The 13,486-nt window shown below is 62.1% G+C and carries 9 protein-coding genes; 5 read left to right on the forward strand and 4 right to left on the reverse strand.

Going from position 1 to position 13,486, the window contains the following annotated elements:
• Positions 1 to 33: 33 nt before the first annotated feature.
• Complete coding sequence (locus AAFP32_RS06980) at positions 34 to 666, forward strand: ferritin-like fold-containing protein (protein ID WP_350271198.1); 633 nt, start codon at positions 34 to 36, stop codon at positions 664 to 666.
• Positions 667 to 792: 126 nt separating this feature from the next.
• On the opposite strand, the gene AAFP32_RS06985 is transcribed toward AAFP32_RS06980, so the two are convergent.
• Both AAFP32_RS06985 and AAFP32_RS06990 read right to left on the reverse strand, forming a co-directional pair.
• Positions 793 to 1,014, reverse strand: coding sequence for a DUF3107 domain-containing protein (locus tag AAFP32_RS06985; RefSeq protein ID WP_101620348.1), 222 nt, complete (start codon positions 1,012 to 1,014; stop codon positions 793 to 795).
• Positions 1,015 to 1,104: 90 nt separating this feature from the next.
• Complete coding sequence (locus AAFP32_RS06990; RefSeq protein ID WP_350271199.1) at positions 1,105 to 1,698, reverse strand: TetR/AcrR family transcriptional regulator; 594 nt, start codon at positions 1,696 to 1,698, stop codon at positions 1,105 to 1,107.
• A 97-nt stretch (positions 1,699 to 1,795) separates the two neighbouring features.
• On the opposite strand from AAFP32_RS06990, the gene AAFP32_RS06995 reads away from it, so the two are divergent.
• Together AAFP32_RS06995 and AAFP32_RS07000 are read left to right on the forward strand one after the other, a co-directional pair.
• On the forward strand, positions 1,796 to 5,074 hold the full coding sequence (locus AAFP32_RS06995; RefSeq protein ID WP_350271200.1) for a PD-(D/E)XK nuclease family protein: 3,279 nt from the start codon (positions 1,796 to 1,798) through the stop codon (positions 5,072 to 5,074).
• Entirely contained in the window at positions 5,074 to 8,295 is a 3,222-nt protein-coding gene (locus tag AAFP32_RS07000; RefSeq protein ID WP_350271201.1) for an ATP-dependent DNA helicase, read from the forward strand. Before AAFP32_RS06995 ends, AAFP32_RS07000 begins: the two co-directional genes overlap by 1 nt.
• A gap of 25 nt (positions 8,296 to 8,320) precedes the next feature.
• Here AAFP32_RS07000 and AAFP32_RS07005 read toward each other — a convergent pair whose 3' ends face one another.
• The gene (locus AAFP32_RS07005; protein ID WP_350271202.1) at positions 8,321 to 9,436 is read right to left on the reverse strand and encodes an aminoglycoside phosphotransferase; all 1,116 of its coding nucleotides are present in this window, start codon (positions 9,434 to 9,436) and stop codon (positions 8,321 to 8,323) included.
• 106 nt (positions 9,437 to 9,542) lie between these two features.
• On the opposite strand from AAFP32_RS07005, the gene nudC reads away from it, so the two are divergent.
• Both nudC and AAFP32_RS07015 read left to right on the forward strand, forming a co-directional pair.
• Complete coding sequence (gene nudC / locus AAFP32_RS07010; RefSeq protein ID WP_350271203.1) at positions 9,543 to 10,520, forward strand: NAD(+) diphosphatase; 978 nt, start codon at positions 9,543 to 9,545, stop codon at positions 10,518 to 10,520.
• Positions 10,517 to 12,556: an ATP-dependent DNA helicase UvrD2 gene (locus AAFP32_RS07015; RefSeq protein WP_350271204.1), complete on the forward strand. Its 2,040-nt coding sequence runs from the start codon at positions 10,517 to 10,519 to the stop codon at positions 12,554 to 12,556. The genes nudC and AAFP32_RS07015 overlap by 4 nt, the downstream gene beginning before the upstream one ends.
• Here the strand turns inward: AAFP32_RS07015 and AAFP32_RS07020 are convergent.
• Positions 12,533 to 13,435, reverse strand: coding sequence for a hypothetical protein (locus tag AAFP32_RS07020; RefSeq protein WP_350271205.1), 903 nt, complete (start codon positions 13,433 to 13,435; stop codon positions 12,533 to 12,535). The two genes, AAFP32_RS07015 and AAFP32_RS07020, sit on opposite strands and share 24 nt — an antisense overlap.
• Positions 13,436 to 13,486 lie beyond the last annotated feature (51 nt).

A 13,486-nucleotide genomic window follows, 5' to 3' on the forward strand; every position in this document is an offset into this window, starting at 1 on the left:
CTCGTGATGGTCGTGAACCGGTACTCTTGAGTTATGCCCGATTCTGCCCCATTGGCCGGTAATAATGCTGCTACGCTCGCACTTCTGGCGTTCGGCGAGCTGACCGCTTTCGAACGAATGGCCACCAATGCGACCACCGCTGTGCACATGGACGATAAAGTCACTTTGGCGCGGCTGGCCTCTCTGTCCTTTGCGAACTTCGAAGAGCTCTCGCAGCACATCAGTCGATTGGGCCAGGACGCGGTCGAGCTCTGTCAGCATTTCGAGCCGACCTTCACCGTGCTGGCTGAACGGACTCGTCCTCGTGACTGGCACGAAAGTCTCATGAAGGGATTCGTCTTCGACGGAATCATGAATGACTTCTACCGCACGGCCGTGGATGAGCTCAGCGAGCCCGAATACAGCCTGGCAATTACAATTCTCGATGATACACGTGCGACCGAATATGTGCGCAATCGCCTGACGCTCGACGTTGCTGCCGATACTCAGCTGGCCTCGCGTCTGGCGCTGTGGGGACGCAAGCTGGTGGCCGAAACCCTGGGTCGCGCGCGCAGCCTTCTCACCGACCCCTTTCTCGGCATCGATGAGGAGTTGGTGGTGGCATCGATTCCGGCAGTGACAGCCAACCATTCGAAGCGGATGTCAGCCCTGGGACTCGTGGCCTGAGACTGCCCGAATCCGGCACGTGAATAGGTTGGGGGCCCGGTGAGTAACCGGGCCCCCAACCTATTCACGGGGAATTCACCGAGATGCGGCGCTCATCCTGACACGATGCTGCGCGCAGGCATCCGTTCAGGCGCCGAACCCGACGCGACGGGCAGCTTCCGTGCCGATCTCGACATAGGCCAGAGCGGATGCCGGGACGAATACCTGGCGTCCCTTCAGGTCTGTGAAGGACAGCAGCGATTCGGCCTTGACGGATTCTTCGAGGCGCGCGGCAAGATCCTTCGGGGTCTCGTCAGATTCCATGACGATTTCGCGCGGTGACTGCTTGACGCCGATCTTGATTTCCATTGTGCTCCTTGTACGGGTCGTGGTGTGAGTCGTCCTCAGCATAACGTCAGCGAGGCCGTGTTTTCTTCCCGGTCAGGTCAGAGCTCCCGGTCACTTCGTGGTGAAGGACTGGAGCCCGCCCCAACTCATCTGTGTGAGCAGGCTGACGGCGGTGTCAACGTCGATCTGCGGCGTCGTCTCGAGTTGTTTGACGACGACCTCGGCGGTGCCGATGAGAGTCCGGCACAGCATTCGGGCCTGGATGTCATCGAGATCGGTGTAGCTCTTCAGCGCTGTCATGACACGTGAGGCAGACCGATCTCGCAGGTTGCGGATTCGCTCCTGCGCCTGCGGTTCGTAGACATCGGAGTTGAAGAGGATGACGAACTCCTCGCGGTGGGAGACAACGAACTCGAAGTAGGAACGATAGGTGGCACGGACTTTTTCATGCGGATCAGAGGTTGATCCGATCGCGGCATCGAGAGTCGACTCAAGATGCGCTGCGGAATCGTCGATGAGTGCGAGATAGAGATCTTGTTTCGACGCGAAGTGTTGGTAGAGGACAGGCTTTGAGACGCCAGCCGCCTCGGCGATCGTGTCCATTGAGGTGGTCCGGTATCCGCGAGTCGCAAAGACAGAACGTGCCACCCCCACCAACTGGTCACGGCGCTGTTCACGGGGCAATCTCTGTTGCGGACTCGACATCCCTTCATGCTACGCGAAAACCAAGTCCAAGGCCCGTCAGCGCGGTCGATGTCGGCCGCGTCGACCTCATGTCCGTGGCTCATGATGAAATACGAGTATGGATGAAGTGACTGAGGAGATCGGCGCGAAACTGCTCGCGGGGAAGTCAGTGACGGTCGTCGGGCGCCCTGGGACGGGCAAGACAACGATGCTCGAATCCGTGTACGCGCAGCTGATGTCCGCTGTCAGTCCCGCATCGGTGCTTGTTCTCACGCCCAATCGCGATCATGCCGACGTACTGCGCAATCGCCTCGCCGTACCCAAAGACGCCGTGCTGGCGTCTGCTCCCGCGCGAAGCATCTCATCGTTCGCCTACGGAATTGCGCGCGCAGCTCACACGACGCAGACCGGCGATGACCTCGAGTTCATCTCGGGCGCCGATCAGGACGTGTTCCTTGCCGATCTCCTGGCCGGCCACGAGCTCGGCCACGGCCGTGGGCCTTCCTGGCCGGCCGAGATCACCGCGGAGGTGCGATCCACCTCGGCGTTTCGGACCGAGGTCCGTGACTTCCTCAACCGAGTCATGGAGTTCGACTTCGGTGTGCGGGTTCCTGCTCCGGTCGCCGGCGGTGGACCCGATCGGGCTCCCGAGTTCGTGTTCGATTTCGGACGCAGTGTTCTCGATCGTGCGCTTGAGAGGCATCATGATCCGCGGTGGGAAGCTGTGGCCCAGGTTCTCGACGAATACCTCGACATCATGAGCATGCCCGGCTATGGAGGAACCGACTCTGCGACTGTCCTGGCGCGAGCAGCGTTCGAAGTTCTGCGTGAACCCGCCGAGGTGACCGCGGGCCGAGCCTGGACCTTCGCTCCCGATGTGGTGCCCGCAGTGGTCCTTGCCGATGGAGTTCAGGACTTCCCCGCTGCGAGCTGGGGTCTGCTTGAGCAGCTGCGTGAGCGCGGGAGTGCTCTGGCGCTGTTCGGCAGTCCAGAGACCGTGACCGGACGCTTCCACGGAGCAGATGCCTCGATCATTGATCGCAGTGCTGCCGATAACAGTTTCACAACCGTGATCCTGCCCGAAGTGAAGAGCACAGGATCCGACATCCTCGACGTCAGCGATGACTTCGGTCGCCGCATCACCACACGGTGGGGCCTGCGCCATATGCCGCGACTCAGCAGCGGGCCGGACATCTCAGACGACAGCTCGGCTGTCGCTGATGTTCCCGCCCAGGCCGCCGCCCATACCGCAGACGACTCTGTCTTCACGTCCGTGCGTCACGTGCCTGAGACGGTGGAGACCCATGTGTTCGAGGGAGCCGCTTCGAGCTATCGGTACCTGGCGCGGAGAGTGACGAACTTCGTCGAAGACGGACATGCGTGGTCGGACGTGGCCGTGCTGTGTCGGAACACGTCGACAGCCCGAGTCGTCGCGAACGAGCTGAGTGCTTCAGGCGTGGCGACCGCGAATATCATGCAGCCTCTCAGCATCGACCCGGCTACCGCGCCGCTGCTCGAGCTGCTTTCACGCACCCCGGACTTCGCTGACGACGAATCGATAGCTGCACAGGCTCTGGCCTTGGCCGGAAGCGTCTATGTCCGCCTCGACCCGGTGCAGATCAGACGATTCAAGCGCGTGGTGAGGAAGAAATTTCCGGCAGCGAACAGTTCGACCTCCCTGGCACAGGCGCTGCGCAGCGATGTCGACGGCTCATCCCCGACGGGACTGACCACGATCTCACGGATGCTGCGAGCAGCAGCCGAGGTGCGGTCGGTCGACCCGCACCAGGCACTGTGGATGATCTGGGAGGCCTCGGGCGTCGCGGAAAAGTGGCAGTCAGAGGCGCTTCGCGACCCAGAGTCCGTGGCCAATTCGCACCTGGACTCGGTGCTGCGGCTGTTCACCTTGGCACAGAAGATCTCCGATCGCGGAGGATTCACAGCGCGCTCGTTCGCCGGGATCGTGGCAGAGCAGGATATTGCGCAGGATTCCCTGGCCGCACGGGCCGGCACCGACGACCACGTGCAGGTCGGCACACCGTCATCCCTGGCACATCTACGAGTACCGCTCGTCATCATCGCCGAGGTGAACGAAGGGGTATGGCCCAACCCGAAGATCCGTGGCGGCATCCTCGGGCTCGACGATCTCAGCGCTGTGCTGGCAACCGGTGAGACCGCGAGCGGTGACCCGGGCTACCACTCCCACGCCAAACGGAAGAATCTGCGCGAAGAGGGCGAACTCTTCTATACGGCGCTGACCCGGGCCGAAGAACACATCATCGTCACCGCAATCTCTGATGCCGAGAGCAATCCCTCGCCCTTCTTCGACGTGATTGCGGCGCGAACAGCGAAGGGCACTGAGGATGCAGACAGTTACGCGATCACTCACGAGGACGAACTTCTGCCGCTGTCTCTTGCGGAGATGGCCGCGCACACTCGTGCACGGCTGCTGAGGGCTGCCGCGGACCCGGGACAGAATACGCCCGTAGAGGATCTGGAGAATGTGGAGGACTGGGCTCAGCTGATGGCGGCACTGACTGCCACCAGCGCCACGGTCGAACCACCCGAACGGTGGCGCGAAACCGAAGACATCACCTCCTCCGAGCCTCTCTACACCTCCGAAGACACGGTAAGAGTGTCTCCGTCCCAAGTCGAGACCTTCACCGACTGCTCACTGCGGTGGTTCCTCACCCGCAATGGAGGAGATAGACCAGGCTCTATGGCGCAGAGCCTGGGAACGATCATCCACGCAGCGGCGGAGAACTTCCCAACGGGCCCGACCTCGGCAATCCGCGAATACGTGGACAAAGAATTCACGACGCTCGAATTCGACGCGGAGTGGGAGCGGGATCGAGAACACACCTTGGCGATGAAGATGGCTGACCGCCTCGGCGAATACATCAAGACCGCGCCTGGCGAACCCCTTGGTGTAGAAGCCCAGGTGTATGCCACCGGGGTTGATGACAAAGGCCAGGAGTGGAAGGTCACCGGGCGCGTCGATCGGCTTGAACAAACACCCGACGGCATTCGGATCGTCGACTTCAAAACCGGAAAGAACGTCGTCAAGGGCAAGGAGATGCCGCGTCACGCACAGCTCGGCGTCTATCAGGAGACGATCAATTCCGGGACCATCACCATCGGCGAAGAACAGATCATCGACGCCAAAGCGTATGGAGCCGAACTCGTGTTTCTGCGGAATTCCAAACAGACGACGAGAGAGCAGTCCGCGCTTGAGATCGATGATGATCCGGGGTGGGCCCGAGACCTCATCAACGATGTCTCCGATGGTATGCGAGCCGCCGAATTTCCAGCCCGAGTCGAACCTCAGAAGTGTCTGAGCTGTCCTGTCCGCACCTCCTGCCCGGCAATCGGGCCACAGACCTTGGAAGAGTCCTGATGCGCTTCACCGCAGAACAACTGGCCCGCTTAACCGCCGCCGACCCTGCCCAGGCATTCCCGCCGAGCGAAGAGCAGCGAATCATCATCGAAGCCGACCCTCAACAGCCGATGAAGGTCACTGCCGGCGCCGGCTCGGGCAAGACGACGGTGATCTCCCAGCGGGTCGTGTGGCTCGTGGCCAATGGCTTCGTCGCGCCTGAGGAGATCTTGGGGCTCACCTTCACCCGGAAGGCCGTGGGCGAACTGGGCGCTCGGATCAGGGTGCTTTTGGCCCGTCTGCGCCACAGTCTTGGACTGGGCGCCGACACGAGCCTTCCGGGTCTCGACAATCCCACGGTCTCGACCTATAACTCCTATGCGGCCTCGATCGTCAGCGAGCACGGAGTCAGCATCGGCATCGAACCCGAGACAGTGCTGCTTGATGACGCCGCTGCTCATACGATCGCCGGCTCGATCATCGACTCAACCTCAACAGAGGAGATCCCCGGCGACTTCGCACGAGAGACGATGATCACAGACATCATTTCGCTGGCAGCAGCGATGAACGACCACGGTCGCGACGTCGACGAGGTCACGGACTACCTTGACCAGTGCCTGCAGGCATTGGTCTCAAGCAAGGGCAAGCCCGTCGATCCCAACGGTCGGCGTGCCAAGCTCGAAGCCAAGATCAAGACAGCGAAACTGGCCGACGCATACATGAGGGCCAAACGGCGCAACTTGGCCATGGACTTCTCGGACCAGGTTCGCTTCGCCCAGCGCATCCTCGACGAAGTGCCGGCCGCCCGCAGTGCTGAACAGCAGCGGTGGTCAATCGTTCTCCTCGATGAGTTCCAGGACACGTCGGTTGCTCAACTGAAACTGCTGCGCGATCTGTTCCAATCCAAAGCGGTGACAGCTGTAGGCGATCCCAGACAGGCCATCTACGGGTGGCGCGGCGCAAGTGCCGACAACATGATCCGCTTCTCCGCGGACTTCGACAACGTGGCGGCGCTGACGCTGAGCACCAGTTGGCGCAACGACCACACAATTCTGAAGGTCGCCAACCGGACAGCGGACGGATTGACCGGTAGCCAGGAAAAGCCGCTGTCGGCTCGGGCAGGCGCAGGAGATGGTGGCGTGGCCATCGACATCAGCTCGGGAGCACATGATCCGGACTTCCTCACCGTCGGACTCAGGTCACTGACAGAATGGGTCGCCACGCTTCCCACAGGGTCATCGACCGCAGTCCTGTGCCGCAAACGTGCCCATTTCGCGCCGGTTGCCGCGGCGCTGGAGACTGCGGGCTACGCCGTTCACGTGCATGGCTCATCGGGTCTCCTGAGTGACCCCTACGTCGCCGATCTGCGAGCAGTGCTCACTGCCGCCGTTGACCCGATGGCCGGGGACAGTCTGATGCGGCTGATCAGCGGACGTCTGCTGGGCCTCGGCGCCACAGACATCGCCGCTCTGCAGGCATTCACCCGGAAGCAGAACGATTCAAGACTGACCGAGTTCAGGGGAGAGAGCCCTGACGGTACCGGAGTCGTGCCCGAAGCCATCGACCAGCCGACGATCGTCGAGGGCCTTGACGAACTCGTCGACCTCTCCGACGCACTCGCAGGGTCGGCAAACATCGCTGGCGCACGGGCGATGGTGAATAACTTCCGGAATTCGGGCCTGAGCTCGATGGCGCTTGACCGACTGGTGAGGTTGGCACGGGCTCTGCGTTATGTCCGTTCCGGTTCCGGGACCATCGCTTCGATCATCCGTACCGCGATGACCGAAACCGGAGTTGACTCCGACATCTGGGGGCTGAGCGATTCGCTGCGTAACCTTCACCGCTCAGCGATCGACTCCTTCCTGTCCGCAGCCAGCCAGTACTCGGCAACCGACGACCAGCCGTCGGTGCCGGGTTTCCTGGAGTGGCTGTCCCTGATGGAGGCGAAGGACGCACTGAGCGTGGCCGAGCCGAATTCGGCCTCCGACGCGATCGACATCATGACGGTCCACGCCTCGAAGGGCCTGGAGTTCGACGCAGTCGCTGTGCCGTCGCTGGTGGTCAAGGACTTCCCGACGGAACCGCGGGACAAAGAAGGGTGGATGGAGAGAACAGCTCTGCCGTACCCGCTGCGGGGCGACCGTGCACATCTGGTTGACTATGATCTTCGCACCGCCGACTTCGACACAAAGAAGGCACTCGACGAATGGGTCGGCGAATTCATCAAACCAGCTATCGCCGATGCGCATGAGGAAGAAGAACGGCGCCTTGCCTACGTGGCGTTCACCCGCGCCAAGCACTACCTGTGGTTGGGAGCGGAGCTGGTGGGAGCCAGAGCCAACCCCGACGCGCCATCCCCGTTCCTGACCGAGGCGATCGAGGTGCTGGAACGCGATGTCGATATGCCTGAACCTGCCGAGGAGTCCGCTGAGGACCGTGTCGAGACAAGCATCTGGCCCGTACCGCGAACAGATCGTGTGTCCACGGCTCGACAGGCGGCTGAATGGGTCAGTTCTGCTGCACCAGCGGGCCTTGACGAGCTGGCGCAGAAGCCGGGCCTCGTGGGCGAGTACGCCCGACAGGCACTGCGGATCAGCAGCCGCCCAGGCACAGGCAACACCGGAAGCGTCCCGGATCGGCTGTCGGCGACGGCTCTTGTTTCGTGGCGCAGAGACCCACAGCAGTTCATCACCCAGACACTGCGCCCCATTCCGAATCCGCCGAGCCGAGCCGCAGAGATCGGGACCACTTTCCACTCCTGGGTCGAGCAGCATTTCGGGCAGGCGAGCATCGACATTGATGACGAACAGCAGGTCCAGGCCATCGACAGAACGACGATCGAGCGTCTGCAGCAGACATTCATCTGCTCCGAGTTCGCGAGCAGGCACGCCGACCACATCGAGATGTCATTCGAACTCGTCCTTGGGCGGTTCAGAGTTCCCGGCAAGATCGATGCGGTCTTCATCACAGGCGATCACGCTGAAGTCGTCGATTGGAAGACCTCGAAACAGCCAGAGGAGAAGACGCTTGAGGTGATGAAGTGGCAGCTGGCTCTCTACCGCTTCGCCATCCAGCGGGTACATCCCGAGATCACCGAGGTGACGGGAACCTTCTACTTCGTTGGCAGCGACGACATCGTGAGGTTCACTGCGCTGCCGGAGGAAGTCGAGATCATCGCGTGGTTGGAGGCCAATGACAGCACATGGGGCGGTGAAGTGGTCCGAGCGGAGAGAAAGATCTGATTCCCAGTTCAGGATCGGCTCAGGATCATGGGCGATGAATGCCATCGGTCGGTTCAGTTTCGTCCGGTTCAGTATCCTCGTCGATGACGTTTTCGGACTCAGCCGCGAGTCCAGCATCGGGCTCCGACTCGGACTCTTCCGACAGCACGACCGCCCCTGGAGTTGCGTCGTCGTTGTCTGCGTCTGCCGGGCCAGGGGGAGCGGCGCTGGGCTCCGCAGTGTCCTTCGCGAACAGGACGTCGTTGAACGAAGACAGAAGTTCCCCTGCGTCCTGGATCGCCTCCTCGTCGCCGGAATCCACTGCCTCGAGCAGCCAGTCGAGGACTGCGAACTCGGCCAGCAGTTCGGCACGAGTGATCACATGCTCGTCTGCACGAGGTCGCGAGTTTCTGTACTCGCTGAAGAAGGTCGGTACAGCGGCAGGGTCGATGAGCGCCGAGGCTGCGGCAAGATCGATCGCAGGATCGGACACGCGCAGTCGCTCGATTCCCGACAGCGCGAGCACTCGTTCCTGGTCGGTGTAGACACTCGTCTCGTCGATCGCACCGTGGATGGGGGTGGCGAGGAAGCGCCAGAGGGAGACCTGCTCGAACTCCTCTTCCCAATGTTGGAGCAGATCCGCCGGCACCCGGCCCGTGGCCGCGGCCTGATCGAGCCGCTCCAAGATCTGAAACTGAAAACGAGACGGGTCTTCGACGGGGAACCCCGCCTCGGAAATTGATTCCGGCGCCGCCGAATGCAGGGTGGCCAGAGCCTGAGCCAACGAGCTCGCCCGTGCGACGTCAGCGATTGCCTGATCGCTCACAGGGGCACCAGGCAATGGCTCGATAAGTGTCACGGTGATCGGTGCAGAAGTGCCGAAGTAGTCGGCTTCGACCTCGGTGATAGCGCGCAGATGAGGCCAGGTGAATCCGGCATGCGGATACATCGCGTCGTAGATCCGAGCTGCTTCGGCTGCAGAGCCGGTGTCTGCGGACCGATCGAGACTCGTCTGTGCCGTCGCCACCAACTGCTGCTGGCCATCGTCAAGCAGAACTCTGATTCCCAGCCCCAGTGACGGCAGAGGGATCCATTCCGTTGGGGAAAAGCCTTCGAGCATCGTTGCCGCGACAGCTGCCAACTTGAGCGCCTTGGTATTCACCCTCCCCAATCTACCGTCTGGCACCGGCTGGAGACCGGAGATTCGGCTGTTGAGCGTGTCAGCACCCACGCTTCCCGCGTCAGGAGCCTGAGTTATCGTGGAGGACATGAAGCCACTGCCACCCGTGAAACCGATCAGTCTGGCCCGCCATGGAATCGATCGCGACCATCTCGCTCGTGGTCAGGACGGTGACCTGCAGGAACTGTGGGCCAGCGGAGCAAAACCCGTGTTCGAGCATCGTGGGGCACTCCTCGTGGCGGCGGGGGGCCTGTTTATCAGTGATTCAGTCATGGTGCCCGGCCAGCAGACCGAAATCTACCTCGGCCGTGACGACGAAGGTGTCCGGTACATCGGGGTCTCCCTTGATGATTCTGGTCGAAGTCAGCTCGACTCGTCGCTGGCGACCTCCCGTGCCCGCGACGCCACGGACCTGCTGACCGCACCGGGGGAGGGCATCGACAGCGCCGAACCAGTATGGTTGCCGCTGCGTCAGCTGGCAGAGTCTCTCGACGACGTGCAGGTGTCCCTGGCGTGCGAGATCGTTGGCCTGGGCAATTGGCACAGAGCCCACCAGTTCTCGCCCCGCACCGGACGACCGACTCGTCCCGCCCGGGGAGGCTGGGTGAGAACGGATCCGGACAACGGCAGCGAACACTTCCCCCGCACGGACCCGGCCGTCATCGTCCTCATCATCAACACGGACGAGGCCGGGGTCGAAAGGGTGCTGTTGGGCAACAATGCCGCGTGGGAAGCTGACCGGTACTCTCTGCTGGCCGGATTCGTCGAACCCGGTGAGACCCTGGAACACGCAGTCATTCGCGAGGTGTTCGAAGAGGCTCATGTCGAAGTAGCGAACCCGCAGTACCTCGGGTCCCAACCCTGGCCGTTCCCGTGCTCACTCATGCTCGGCTTCTCAGCTGAGGCACCGAGTCTCGAATTCGCTGCCGATAAGGCTGAGATCGCCACCTTGACCTGGTTCACCCGGGAGGAACTGCGCGCGGCCATCGAACGTGGCGCGGTCCGGGCCCCCGGACTCGTATCGATTGCCGGTCAGCTCCTCTACAGCTGGTTGGACAGCATTTGAACGCTCAGGCCGCGGCACTGCTCGATGCTCTCGACGCGGAGCAGAAGGAGGTCGCCACCCAATTCTCAACACCGGTGATCGTCCTGGCAGGAGCCGGGACGGGCAAGACACGTGCGATGACTCACCGTATCGCCTACGGCATTGCCACCGAGGTGTTCCCTCCCAACCACGTTCTGGCTCTGACCTTCACAGCTAAGGCCGCAGGAGAGATGCGATCGCGTCTGCGCGACCTCGGGGTTCCTGCCGTCCAAGCGCGGACCTTTCACTCTGCCGCACTTCGCCAGCTGCGCTTCTTCTGGGATCGATTCGCGACAGGAGACTTCCCCAGGATCATTGACAACAAAGCCGGGATCCTCGGGTCAGTGCTGCAGAGTATGGGGATCGAGACCAGCCGGGAATTGAATCGAGATGTGGCCTCCGAGCTCGAATTCGCTGCCGCGTCCCTCCTCGGAGTCGACGACTATGCCACTCAAGCCGCCGGGCGCGATCTTCCCGGACAATTGGGCGTCGAAGACATGGTGCGCATCTTCGAGGCCTACAGTGAAGCGAAGACACGCGGTCGGCTCATGGACTTCGAAGACGTTCTCCTCGTTCTAAACGGAGTGCTCGCAGAGTACCCCGCCATCGCAGCAGACATTCGCGACCAGTACCGGCATTTCGTCGTCGACGAGTTCCAGGACGTCTCACCTCTCCAATACGATGTGCTCTCACGCTGGCTGGGACCACGGGACAATCTCTGTGTCGTGGGTGACCCGGCCCAGACGATCTATTCGTTCGCCGGAGCAGATTCTTCACTGCTGAGGACACTCGATGCCTCACTGCCGACGTCGACGACGATCCAGTTGGTCCGCAACTATCGGTCGTCGAAGGCGATTGTGTCCACGGCGAACAACCTGCTTCGGCATACGTCCCGGACTGCGCTGACCCTGCGCACCGACAATCCCGAAGGCCAACAGCCGACAATGACCGAGTACCCGACCGATGACGCTGAAGCCACCGGGGTCGTCAAAGCCATCTCTGCCGAGATCAATGCTGGCCGCCGCCCGCGAAACGTCGCGGTCCTGTTCCGCACGAATGGTCAGAGTCCCGCTTACGAGCAGGCGCTGGCCGCAGCCGGAATACCGTATGTCCTGCGAGGCGGAGAGCGGTATTTCGCGCGCAAGGAGGTCAAAGAAGCCGTGCTCATGCTCAAGGCGGCCCGTGCCACCTCGAGCGGCAGGCCCCTGCCGGAGGTCGTCGCCGAGGTGTTGGTGTCCCTGGGCTACTCGAGCAAACCACCTGCAGCCGGAGCAAGTCGACAGAAATGGGAGTCTCTGAAGGCTCTGGTCGATCTGGCGGAGACCCACCAGTCAGGATCTGAACTGCCGGTGCCAATGGAGACGTTTCTCGCTGATCTCAGCGATCGTGCCGAACACCAATTCGCTCCCGACATCGAAGGCGTCACCCTGGCCTCATTCCACGCGGCCAAAGGCCTCGAATGGGACAGCGTGCACCTCGTCGGTCTCAGTGAGGGCCTGTTGCCCATCAGCTACGCCCAGACGCCGCGCGCGGTCGCTGAGGAGAGACGCCTGTTCTATGTGGCGCTGACCCGCGCGGGCAGAGACCTCAGCTTGAGCTGGTCGCAGTCACGGCATGATTCCAAACAGCGACCACGCAAGGCGTCCCGATTCCTCAGTGAACTCGGTCGGGTCGATCCATCGGTGGGGCACGGCCGTCGGACTGCGACCTCGGTGGCGATGAATCGCTGCAGATCGTGTGGCAAGGTGCTCGTGTCCCAGGTCGACCGAGCCCTGTCGCGGTGTGCGAACTGTCCTGCCGACATCGACCTAGAGCTCCTCGACAGGCTGCGACGATGGCGGGTACGCGTCGGCCTGGAACAGGGGCTTCCGCCTTACCTTGTTCTCACCGACACATCGATTTCGGCGATCGCGGAGATCAGACCGCAGGACATGGCGTCATTGGCGAAGATCCCAGGCGTCGGCGCCACCAAACTCGAACTCTATGGGTCAGGGTTACTGAGCCTGCTCGTGGACTAGGTCGAAGTGTGGGACGGAAGCGCGGCACTGGCATCGGGGATGGAACGCCAGAGTCTCGTCGGTCCCGATGCCGGTGGCCAGTGAGACGTTTCTGTGCACCGGGGCGGTGTCTGGGCGCAGCAGAGATCGTCTGAGGATCTGGACGACATTGAGTGCGCCGAGCGCCCGTGACAGGGGGTCGCTGAGACTCTCACGGTCGGGGAGGGCTCGGATTTGGGGGTACTGGTCCAGCCAGGAATCATCGGCGTCCTTCTTCCGCAGGCAGTCGCAGATGGCGCAGGGTGTCGCCCCGGGCTGGATGAGACCGGTGACTTCTAGAGAGTATTCCCCGATCACGACCTGGCAATGGGGGACCTCGCGATCTGTGAGCCAAGTGGCGGTGTGAATGTCGGGGACGAGGTACGAGGTCGTGATCACCAGCGGTGAGGACAGCAGATCGAGGTCTTCGACGCGATGCTGCTCTGCGATGGCGAAGCCTGAGGCTGAGAGATACTGTTCGGTGATTGCCCTCAGCGGCCCCACCACCAGGATCGGGGAATCACCGAGGAGCCTCGATACACGATCGGGTGAGAGGGTGAAGATCTGTGCAGTCGCCAACAGTGGTGAACTCTTCGTCATCTTCACGGCATCGGAATCGTCGGGAACCATGACGCCTGCTTCGCCGAGCAATGTGATCAGTGAACTCGCCCGGCCCAGGTCGGCACCGAGATCCTGTGCTCGAGAGTAGTACTGTGCCGAACCGACACCCATTTGCAGTTCCCCGACGAGAGCGACATCTGCTGGCAGGAGCCCGTCAATGAGGACGGGATCATCGACGCCGAACTGCACACACGATGGTGACCGCCATGTGATCGGCACACTGGGAAAAATCCGGAACATGTCTCCACCTCGCCTCGAACGCCTCGGACTTCCACAGTAGTGAAGGTGGAG

The sequence above is a fragment of the Brevibacterium sp. CBA3109 genome (assembly GCF_040256645.1).
Lineage (GTDB): Bacteria > Actinomycetota > Actinomycetes > Actinomycetales > Brevibacteriaceae > Brevibacterium > Brevibacterium koreense.